Here is a 9,973-nt window from a genome sequence, read left to right on the forward strand (position 1 = left end):
CGTGCCGCCCGTGGCCGGGGGGCGCCGCCGCGTACGACCGCGAGTCGGCTCCGGCGGGCGGCCGGGTGAGTGTCGTTCCGTTGCTCATCGCGCCGGCACTCCCTTGACCACGACGTCGGCGGGGACGTCCCGGACCACGCAGGCGCCGGCGCCGACCACGCTGCCCGCGCCGACCCGCAGTCCCTGCAGGACGGCGGCGGTCGTGCCCACCAGCACGCCCTCGGCGAGGTGGCAGTCACCGGACACGGCGGCCAGTGGGTTGACCGAGACGTAGTCGTCGAGTCGGCTGTCGTGGCCGACGGTCGCGTTCTGGTTGAGGTGGACGTGCCGGCCGAGCGTCACGTTGGTGGTGACCCGGGCGCCGGCGAAGACCACCAGGCCCGCGCCGTACCTGAGGTCCGGGCCGACCGTGGCGTCCGGGTGGACGACGCTCGCGGCGGGCAGCCCGGGGGCGGCGAGCCGGCCGCCCACCGCGCGACGGACCCGCGGGGCGCCGATGCCGATCACCAGGTGGGTGTCCGGCGGCAGGTCGCGCAGCCGGTCCAGCCCGCCGAGGTACGGCACGTCCAGTCGCTGCACACGCTTGAGGTTGATCTCCGAGGGGCGATCGTCGACGAAGCCGAGCGGACGCCAGACCGGCGTGTGGGCGGCGTCGTTGACGGCTCGGACGATGCCCAGCACCTCGCGGCCGTGACCGCCGCAGCCGACGATCACCAGGTTCGTGGTCATGCCGCGGTCGCTCCCGCCCGGGCGGTGGTGAACTCCTCGACGGTGGCGAGCACACGGTCGACCTGCGTGTCGTCGAGGGCGGACCCGCTGGGCAGGGTGAGCCCGTCGGCGAAGAGCCGCTCGGCGGCACCGGTGAGGAAAGCGCGGGCGCCGGCGAACACGGGTTGCAGGTGCATCGGCTTCCACACCGGACGGGTCTCGATGCCGTGTCCGGCCAGGTGGGCACCGAGGTCGGCGGCCCGCCAGCCGGCCTGCGCCGGGTCGACGACGATGCTGGTCAGCCAACAGTTTCCGGTGCCCTCCCCGTCGCCGAGCAGCCGGACTCCGGGCACCGGGGCGAAGAGCTTGGCGTACCGGTCGCGCAGGACGCGCCGCCGGGCGATCATCCCGTCCAGCCGGACGAGCTGGGCCCGGCCGAGCGCGGCGAGCAGGTTGCTGAGCCGGTAGTTGTAGCCGGTCTCCCGGTGCTCGTAGTGCGGCACCGGCTCGCGAGCCTGGGTGGCGAGGTGACGGGCGTGGGCGAGCAGCGCGGTGTCGTCGGAGACCAGCATCCCCCCGCCGGAGGTCGTTATGATCTTGTTCCCGTTGAACGACAACGCGCCCACCCGGCCGAAAGATCCGGCCGGCCGTCCCTGGTGGGTGGCGCCGAGCGCCTCGGCGGCGTCCTCCACCACGGGTACGCCCGCCTCCGCGCAGACCGGCAACAGCGTCGTGTAGTCGACGCAGGCGCCGAACATGTCCACCGGCACCACCGCGCCGACCCGCTCGTTCTCCGCGCGCAGCCGGTGCAGCGCTTCGGCGACGAGCGCCACGTCGACGTTGCCGTCCCGGGGCTCGCAGTCGACGAAGACCGGCCGGGCACCGGTGTAGGCGACCGCGTTGGCCGTGGCGACGAAGGTGAGGGTGGGGACCAGGACGACCTGGCCCGGCCCGACCCCTACCCCGAGCAGCGCCAGGTGCAGTGCGGCGGTGCCGGAGCTGACGGCGACCGCGCCCCGCGTGCCGACCCGTGCCGCCACCTCGCGCTCGAAGGCCTCCAGGTCCGGACCGACCGGCGCCACCCAGCCGGAGCGGAGCGCGGCCAGCAGGTACGACTCCTCGAGTGGCCCGACGTCGGGCGGTGACAGGTGGACGGTCCGGTTCATCGGTCCCCTTCCGGGAGGCGGTGCTCGCCCCGCAGGCGCGGCCGGTTACGCCGCGCGGTGAACAAAAATGGTGAGAGACGTTCTTGGCGTCCCGGGTCCGCCGTCATACCGGTGTCCGGTCACGCGGGGACCAGCCGGCGTTGCCCAGAAACTCGGGCGCGGTCGCCACTCCGGTGGCGCTGATGCCGTCCCGGCGCACCACCGTGCGTGCGGTCTCCACCAGGATCCGGACGTCCAGCCGGAGGCTCCGGTTGTCGACGTACCAGACGTCGTGCTCGAACTTCTCCTCCCAGCTCAGCGCGTTGCGCCCACGCACCTGAGCCAGCCCGGTCACGCCGGGACGCACCTCGTGCCGGCGCGCCTGGGTGGGGGAGTAGCGGTCGAGGTAGTGGCTGAGCAGCGGCCGGGGGCCCACCAGGCTCATGTCGCCTCGCAGCACGTTCCAGAGCGTCGGCAGCTCGTCGAGGCTGGTGGCGCGCAACCACCGGCCCAGCGGCGTCAGCCGGTCACCGTCGGAGGCGCGTCCCCGGCGCGGGTCCGGCGCGTGCATGGTGCGGAACTTGACCAGCTCGAACGGGCGGCCGTACTGCCCGGCCCGGCACTGACGGAACAGCACGGGCCGGCCGAGCCCGGCGGCGACGAGGACCGCCACCACCACGAGGACCGGCAGCGCGGCCAGCAGCAGTGCCGCCGCGCCGACCACGTCGACAGCACGCTTGACCCGGTCCTGCCGGGTGTGCCGATCTCGGTGGGGTGCGGCCACATGACCGGGCAGCGACACAGCTCGACCTCCACAAGAGCGAAACAAGAACCGACAGGAGTGTTGTAACCGGCACGAACCGCTCACGTCTGGGGAATCGTGACAACTGGGCAGTCCAGGGTCTTAACCGCCTACGCCGCCCCGGGGACACGCGACCGGGCGCGTCGCCGCCGCACGCTGTCCCGGCGGCCCTGCTCGGGCGGCAGTAGAGTGCTCGGCGGCTCTACCGGCGCTCACGACGGGGACGACGTTGCTGCACCTGCGGATCATCGCGCCGCCCGACCGCTCGGACGCGGTGGCCGACCTGCTCGCCGACGACCCGGGAGTGGCCCACCTGGTGGTCGTGCCCGGCGCGGCCCGCCAGCCCAGGGGCGACCTGATCCTGTGCGACGTGGTCCGGGAGAGCGCCGACCGGCTGCTGGGTCAGCTCCAGGACCTCGGGGTCGAGGCGCGCGGCGGAATCTCCGCGGACGACGTCGAGCTGACCCTCTCGGCGTCCGCCCGGAAGGCCGCCCACGACGCGCCGGGGCACGGCGAGGACGCGGTGGTCTGGGACGAGATCGCCGCCAAGACCGGTGAGCAGACGGTGCTGTCCGGCACCTACCTGGTGCTGATCACCGTCGCCACGATGATCGCCGGCATCGGCGTCCTGCTGGACCAGCCGATCCTCATCGTCGGCGCGATGGTCGTCGGCCCCGAGTTCGGGCCCCTCGCGGCGCTCTGTGTGGCGCTGCTGCGACGCAAGCCCCGGACGATCGTCCGCTCCGTGCAGGCGCTGCTGGTGGGCTTCGTCGTCGCCATGCTGGCGACCGTGCTGAGCACCTGGGCGCTCACCGCCGCCGACCTGGTCAGTCGTGAGATGTTGGAGGCCGAGCGCCCGCTGACCAGCTTCATCTGGCACCCCGACGCCCTGTCCTGGGTGGTCGGCCTGCTCGCCGGCGTGGCCGGCATGCTGTCCCTGACCGCGAAGAAGTCCGGTTCGCTGGTCGGCGTGCTGATCTCGGTGACCACCGTGCCGGCCGCCGCGAACGTCGCGGTCGCCGTCGCGTACGGGGTGTGGCACGAGGCGGCCGGCTCGGCCCTGCAACTCGTGATCAACATCTGCGCGATCGTGCTGGCCGGGCTGCTCACGCTCGCGGTGCAGGGCGGTTGGTGGGCGTACGTGGCCCGACGGGACTCCTCCGCGCGCTGACCGGCGTCAGGAACCGCCGCCATCGAGCCGCCGGGCGAGCAGGACCTCCAACGGGATCGACTCGCCGTCGCGTCCTCCCGCGCCGACGACCAGTGGCGGTGGGCTGGGCTGCGGGTCGGCCCCGAACAGCCGGGCTCGCAGACCACCGGGCACGGTCAGCAGATGGAACCGGCCGTCGGTGTCCACGGCACGGCTGCGCGCCCGGTCCACGTACCACCCGCGCAGCGCGGTCCGGTACCGGCTTTGCCCGTCGTACGACCGCGCGGTGAGCCGGGTGGTTGGCAGCCCACGCCGGACCGCCTCGGCGACGAACCGGGCCACCAGCTTCGCCGCCTCGGCCTGCTCCGCCGCCCGCCGCCGCTCGTCGGCCGCGGCGTGCGCCGACACCGCCCGTCGCCGCCACTCCCGCCACTCCAGGCCGTCCTCGGATGCCACGACCTCGACGGTACGACCACCGTCTTCCTGGGTCCACCGCCCGTCCCGGCCGCCGGTACCGCTGGGTTCGCTCGCCCGGTACGGCGCCGTGGACCGGGAGCGGCGTCCGTTACCGCGCCGCTGTCGAGCTGCCCCATCGGTGAGACCGGCGCCGGCGCCATGCCGTGCCGTGCCGCGCGCCCGGTGGTCGGACAATCCGGACGCAGGTACGACAGACACCTCGCCCGGGCGGTGCGGGGCCGCGGGCGATGTCGGGGCCGCAGCCGTGCCCCACCCGGTGGGGCAGCTCGACACGGTCGAACCACCCCACCTCACCCACGCCGCGCTCGCGTGGCGGCGTGTCGTCAGGCGAGGCCAGCGCGCCGCAGTGCCTCGGCCATGGCGTCGTTGACCGGTGCCGGTGCGCCACCACTGCCACCACTGCCACCACTGCCACCACTGCCACCACTGCGGCCCTGCCGTTGGCGCTGCCCACCGCTGCGGCCGGCAGGGGAGCCGGATGTGCGTCCGGACGCCCCGGATCCGCCCCGACCGCCGGCGTCCGGACCCCGACCGCCGGGCCCGCGCTCGCGTCCGCCGCCCTGCGCCCCGCCGCGCCCGGCGTCCGCGTCGTCCTCCAGACGGAGCGTCAGCGAGATGCGCTTTCGGGGTACGTCGACGTCGAGCACCTTCACCCGCACCACGTCGCCGGACTTGACCACCTCGCGGGGGTCCTTGACGAACGTCCGGGACATGGCCGAGACATGCACCAGGCCGTCCTGGTGCACCCCGACGTCGACGAACGCGCCGAACGCCGCGACGTTGGTGACGACGCCCTCCAGGATCATCCCGGGAGTGAGGTCGCCGATCTTTTCGACGCCCTCGACGAAGGTCGCGGTACGGAACTCCGGGCGCGGGTCCCGGCCCGGCTTCTCCAGCTCGGCGAGGATGTCGGTGACGGTGGGCAGGCCGAACCGCTCGTCGACGAAGTCGGTGGCGCGCAGGCCCCGCAGGATCGCCGACTTCCCGATCAACCCGCGCAGGTCGTGGCCGGTGCCGGCGAGGATGCGCCGCACCACCGGGTACGCCTCGGGGTGCACGCTGGAGGAGTCCAGCGGGTCGTCGCCGCCGGGGATGCGCAGGAAGCCCGCGCACTGCTCGAACGCCTTCGGGCCGAGCCGGGCGACCTTCTTCAACTCCCCGCGGGTGCGGAACGGCCCGTTGGCGTCCCGGTGCAGCACGATGTTCTCGGCCAGGCCGGCGCCGATGCCGGAGACGCGGGTGAGCAGCGGTGCGGAGGCGGTGTTCACGTCCACGCCGACCGCGTTCACGCAGTCCTCGACGACCGCGTCCAGCGAGCGCGACAGCTTCACCTCGGACAGGTCGTGCTGGTACTGCCCGACGCCGATCGAACGCGGGTCGATCTTCACCAGCTCCGCGAGCGGGTCCTGCAGGCGGCGGGCGATGGACACCGCGCCGCGCAGCGACACGTCCAGGCCCGGGAGCTCCTGGGAGGCGTACGCGGACGCGGAGTAGACCGACGCACCCGCCTCGGACACCACCACCTTGGTCAGCGGCAGCTCCGGATGCCGCTTGATCAGCTCACCGGCCAGCTTGTCGGTCTCCCGGCTGGCGGTGCCGTTGCCGATCGCCACCAGCTCGACGCCGTGCGCGGCGGCCAGTTTCGCCAGGGTGTCGATGGAGGCGTCCCACTGCCGGCGCGGCTCGTGCGGGTAGATGGTGTCGGTGGCGACCACCTTGCCGGTGCCGTCCACCACCGCCACCTTCACGCCGGTTCGCAGGCCCGGGTCCAGCCCCATCGTCGGCCGGGCGCCGGCCGGCGCGGCGAGCAGCAGGTCCCGCAGGTTGGTGGCGAAGACCCGGACGGCCTCCTCCTCGGCGGCCTGCCACAGCCGCATCCGCAGGTCCGCGCCGAGGTGGATGAGGATCCGCGTACGCCAGGCCCAACGCACCGTGTCGGCGAGCCACCGGTCGCCGGGGCGGCCGGCGTCGCGGACGCCGAAGCGGCCGGCGATGGCCGCCTCGTAGCGCGTCGGGCCGGTCACCGCCGCGTCGGAGTCACCGTCGGACTCCGGGTCCATGGTCAGATCGAGCACGCCCTCCTTCTCGCCCCGGAACATGGCGAGGATCCGGTGCGACGGCAGCTTCGGGTACGGCTCGGCGAAGTCGAAGTAGTCGGCGAACTTGGCGCCGGCCGTCTCCTGCCCCTCGCGTACGCGGGAGACCAGCCGGCCCCGCGACCACATCTGCTCGCGCAGGGTGCCGATGAGGTCGGCGTCCTCGGCGAAGCGCTCGATGAGGATGGCGCGGGCGCCCTCCAGCGCGGCCGCGGCGTCCGCGACGCCCTTCTCCGCGTCGACGAAGCCGGCGGCGACGGTCCTCGGGTCCTGCGACGGGTCGGCCAGCAGCGACTCGGCCAGCGGCTCCAGTCCCGCCTCGCGGGCGATCTGCGCCCGGGTCCGCCGCTTCGGCTTGTATGGCAGGTAGATGTCCTCCAGGCGGGACTTCGAGTCGGCCGCCATGATCTGCGCTTCCAGGGCCTCGTCGAGCTTGCCCTGGCCGCGGATCGACTCCAGCACCGCCGTTCGCCGTTCGTCCAGCTCGCGCAGGTAGCGCAGCCGCTCCTCCAGCGTTCGTAGCTGGCTGTCGTCGAGCAGGCCGGTGGCCTCCTTGCGGTAGCGGGCGATGAACGGCACCGTGGCGCCGCCGTCGAGCAGCTCCACGGCCGCGCGTACCTGGCGCTCGGCGACGCCGAGCTCCTCGGCGATCCGCTGATGAACAGAGAGGGTCACGATCTCGATCCGCCTTCGGGAGTGGTTTCCGCCCTGCATTCTGCCGCGCTAGCGTGGCGATCATGGAACCACCTGCGGAGCCCCGGGCGCGGCGGCTGTTCGGCGGCAGTGCCCGAACCCTCGGTGACCTGGCCGCAAGCCCGTTCCGGGCCGACCGGGACCGGATCGTCGCCTCGCCCTTCTTCGCCCGGCTGAACGGCGTCACCCAGGTCGTCAGCCCCGGCGGCTCGGGCCTGCTGGTGCACAACCGGCTCACCCACAGCCTGAAGGTCGCCCAGGTGGCCCGGGCGATCGCCGAGCGGCTCACCGCCGACGCGGCGCACCGCGACCTGCTGGAGAAGCTCGGCGGCTGCGACCCGGACGTGGTGGAGGCCGCCGCGCTCGCCCACGACCTCGGCCACCCGCCCTTCGGGCACCTCGGGGAGCGGGTGCTGGACCGGCTGGCCCGGCACCGGCTCGGGCTCACCGACGGCTTCGAGGGCAACGCCCAGTCGTACCGGATCGTCACCTCCACGGAGATCCGCGGCGCCGCGACCACCGGCCTGGACCTCACCGCGGCGGTCCGGGCCGCCCTGCTGAAGTACCCGTGGACCCGACTGGACCACCCGGACCCGCACCCCCGCCTGCTGGACCCGGCGCCGCGCGGGGCCACCCCGCCGCCCGACGACCCGGACAGCGGGTCGCTGAAGTTCGGGGCGTACCGCACCGAGGTCGACGACCTGCGCCAGGCCCGCGAGCCGTTCGTCGGGCGGATCGCCGACTGGCAGCAGACCGTCGAGGCGTCGGTGATGGACACCGCCGACGACGTCGCGTACGCCATCCACGACGTGGAGGACTTCTACCGGGTCGGTGTGCTCCAGCAGGGGGCGGTGGCCGCCGAACTGACCGCCTGGCAGCGGGAGAGCGGCCACTTCCGGGCGATCACCGGACCGGCGCTGGCCGGGGCGGCCCGCCGGCCCGGCGCGGCGATCGAGCGGCTGCGTCGGCAGCTGCACCGCAAGGACGGGTGGATCGCCGACGACGACGCGTTCGCCGCCGCCGTCGAGCACGTCCGCGAGGAGCTGGTGGAGGGGCTGCTCGCGATGCCGTTCGACGGCTCGATCGAGGCCGAGCAGTACGTGGCCCGCTTCTCCGCCCGCTGGACCACGCGGTTCGTCGACGCGATCACCGTGGTCGAGAACCCCTCGGTGCGGTCGGGGCACGTGCTGCTCGCCCCGGCCCAGTGGCACGAGGTGCAGGTGCTCAAGTTCGTGCACCACCGGTTCGTGCTGGCCCGCCCGGATCTGGCCCTGCACCAGCGCGGTCAGGCGCAACTGCTGGGCACCCTGGTCGAGGCGCTGTGGGAGTGGCTGCTCGACCCGGCCGAGGAGTCCCGGCTGCCCCGGCGGCTGCACGACCTCGTCGAGCTGGCCGAGGCGGAGCTGCACCCGCGTACGCCGGACCGGATCGGCAAGGCCCGCGGCCGGGCGATCGTCGACTTCGTCGCGCAGCTCACCGACGGTCAGGCGGTGGCGATGCTGGACGCGCTGTCCGGCCGCTCCGGCGCCCTCTGGACCGACGCCTTCGTCCTGTAGGGGCTCAGGCGACGGCCTGCCACCAGCCGTCCACGGCCGGCGGATCGTCCACCACCACCCGCTCGCCGGGGCGGGGCACCGCGAGCCGGACGTCCCGGTTCTTGGCCTCGGCCCAGATCCGGTTCACCGGGTCGGACCAGTCGTGCAGGGCGAGGTTGAACGTCGCCCAGTGCACCGGGATCATCAGTCCGCCGCGCAGGTCGAGGTGGGCGGAGACGGCCTCCTCGGGGAACATGTGGATGCTCGGCCACGCCCGGTCGTACGCGCCGATCTGCATGAGCGTCACGTCGAACGGGCCGTGCTCGGCGCCGATCTGCGCGTACCCCGGGAAGTAGCCGGAGTCGCCGGTGTAGAAGACCTTCCGGTGCGCGCCGGCGATCACCCAGGAGCTCCAGAGCGTGCCGTCACGGCGCAGGCCCCGGCCGGAGAAGTGCTGGGCGGGCGTGGCGATCAACTCGATGCCGCCGACGTCGTGGCTCTCCGACCAGTCCAGCTCGATGATCCGGTCGGCCGGTACGCCCCACCGGTCGAGGTGCGCGCCCACACCGAGCGGCACCACGAACGGCGCGGACTGACGGGCGGTCAGCTCCCGCACGGTGGCCAGGTCGAGGTGGTCGTAGTGGTCGTGGGAGATCAGGATCGCGTCGAGCCGGGGCAGCTCGTCCAGGCGTACCGGGGGTTCGTGCAGCCGCTTCGGCCCGACCGTCGCGGAGGGGGAGCACCGCTCGCTCCACACCGGGTCGAGCAGCACCCGGCGGCCCTCGATCTCGACCAGCACGGACGCGTGCCCGTACCAGACGATGCCGAGTTCGGTGTGCGCGTCGTCGCCGTCGAGGTGCCGCTCGGCCGGACGCAGCAGCGGCACGGCGCTGCTCGGCCGGCGCTTCTGCTTACCGAAGATCAGCTCCCGGATCAGGCTCCGGTCCGGTGTACCGGCCATCGGTCGGCTGCTCGCGGGGTTGCGGAAGGTGCCGTCGCGGAACTGCGGCGAACGGGCGGCCCGCTCGGCCCGGGCCCCGACCAGCCGGCCGCCGAGGGCCAGCGGCACGTCGCGGGCCACCCAGGCAAGGCCGGCGAGCGCGGCAAGGCCGGCCGCCCCGCTCATCCGCCGCCCGAGCGATCGCTCCAGGTCTCCGCTCTCCGGTGCCGTCATCGCCGTCCTTCCGCCCGAGTCCCGACGTACACGGTAGCTCCCGGTGTTAAGAAGGGGCCCCTGCTCTACCGCAGGCGTTAGGAAGGGCCCCTTCCTTACACCCTCAGCCGCCGTTGCTGGGGCGGTGCGGGGCCGCGCGGTGGGTGGCGCCCACGCCAGGGAGGCGGTCGACCGCCGCGAGGAGGCGGCGGCC

The 9,973-nt window shown here is 73.8% G+C and carries 8 protein-coding genes; 2 read left to right on the plus strand and 6 right to left on the minus strand.

Annotated elements, in window-relative coordinates:
* Window positions 1-84 precede the first annotated feature (84 nt).
* From AB0I76_RS14805 to AB0I76_RS14815, 3 genes are all read right to left on the minus strand, one after another.
* Window positions 85-729: an acetyltransferase gene (locus AB0I76_RS14805; RefSeq protein ID WP_357034705.1), complete on the minus strand. Its 645-nt coding sequence runs from the start codon at window positions 727-729 to the stop codon at window positions 85-87.
* Window positions 726-1,874, minus strand: coding sequence for an aminotransferase class I/II-fold pyridoxal phosphate-dependent enzyme (locus tag AB0I76_RS14810; protein WP_357034707.1), 1,149 nt, complete (start codon window positions 1,872-1,874; stop codon window positions 726-728). The genes AB0I76_RS14805 and AB0I76_RS14810 overlap by 4 nt, the downstream gene beginning before the upstream one ends.
* Window positions 1,875-1,977: 103 nt before the next feature.
* A complete protein-coding gene (locus AB0I76_RS14815) occupies window positions 1,978-2,655 on the minus strand; it encodes a sugar transferase (protein ID WP_357034709.1) in 678 nt (225 codons plus the stop codon).
* Window positions 2,656-2,884: 229 nt separating this feature from the next.
* Between AB0I76_RS14815 and AB0I76_RS14820 the strand changes: the two genes are divergently transcribed.
* The gene (locus AB0I76_RS14820; protein WP_357034711.1) at window positions 2,885-3,826 is read left to right on the plus strand and encodes a DUF389 domain-containing protein; all 942 of its coding nucleotides are present in this window, start codon (window positions 2,885-2,887) and stop codon (window positions 3,824-3,826) included.
* 6 nt (window positions 3,827-3,832) lie between these two features.
* Here AB0I76_RS14820 and AB0I76_RS14825 read toward each other — a convergent pair whose 3' ends face one another.
* Window positions 3,833-4,261 (minus strand): hypothetical protein, encoded by a 429-nt coding sequence (locus tag AB0I76_RS14825; protein WP_357034713.1) that lies wholly within the window; start codon window positions 4,259-4,261, stop codon window positions 3,833-3,835.
* Window positions 4,262-4,605: 344 nt separating this feature from the next.
* Window positions 4,606-7,053, minus strand: a complete 2,448-nt coding sequence (locus AB0I76_RS14830) for a Tex family protein (protein ID WP_357034715.1) — start codon at window positions 7,051-7,053, stop codon at window positions 4,606-4,608.
* Between the two features lie 62 nt (window positions 7,054-7,115).
* On the opposite strand from AB0I76_RS14830, the gene dgt reads away from it, so the two are divergent.
* Window positions 7,116-8,627, plus strand: coding sequence for a dGTP triphosphohydrolase (dgt, locus tag AB0I76_RS14835; RefSeq protein WP_357034717.1), 1,512 nt, complete (start codon window positions 7,116-7,118; stop codon window positions 8,625-8,627).
* Window positions 8,628-8,631: 4 nt separating this feature from the next.
* Here the strand turns inward: dgt and AB0I76_RS14840 are convergent, their stop codons facing one another.
* Window positions 8,632-9,780, minus strand: coding sequence for an MBL fold metallo-hydrolase (locus AB0I76_RS14840; RefSeq protein WP_357034719.1), 1,149 nt, complete (start codon window positions 9,778-9,780; stop codon window positions 8,632-8,634).
* Window positions 9,781-9,973: the final 193 nt, after the last annotated feature.

The sequence above is a fragment of the Micromonospora sp. NPDC049799 genome, from assembly GCF_040656655.1.
GTDB lineage: Bacteria > Actinomycetota > Actinomycetes > Mycobacteriales > Micromonosporaceae > Micromonospora.

What these genes read in the sequence shown, in the direction of transcription:
- AB0I76_RS14805 (WP_357034705.1), bottom strand. Translation starts at nt 729, where the DNA reads ATGACCACGAACCTGGTGATCGTCGGCTGCGGCGGTCACGGCCGCGAG.
- dgt (WP_357034717.1), top strand. Translation starts at nt 7,116, where the DNA reads ATGGAACCACCTGCGGAGCCCCGGGCGCGGCGGCTGTTCGGCGGCAGT.
- AB0I76_RS14840 (WP_357034719.1), bottom strand. Translation starts at nt 9,780, where the DNA reads ATGACGGCACCGGAGAGCGGAGACCTGGAGCGATCGCTCGGGCGGCGG.
- AB0I76_RS14810 (WP_357034707.1), bottom strand. Translation starts at nt 1,874, where the DNA reads ATGAACCGGACCGTCCACCTGTCACCGCCCGACGTCGGGCCACTCGAG.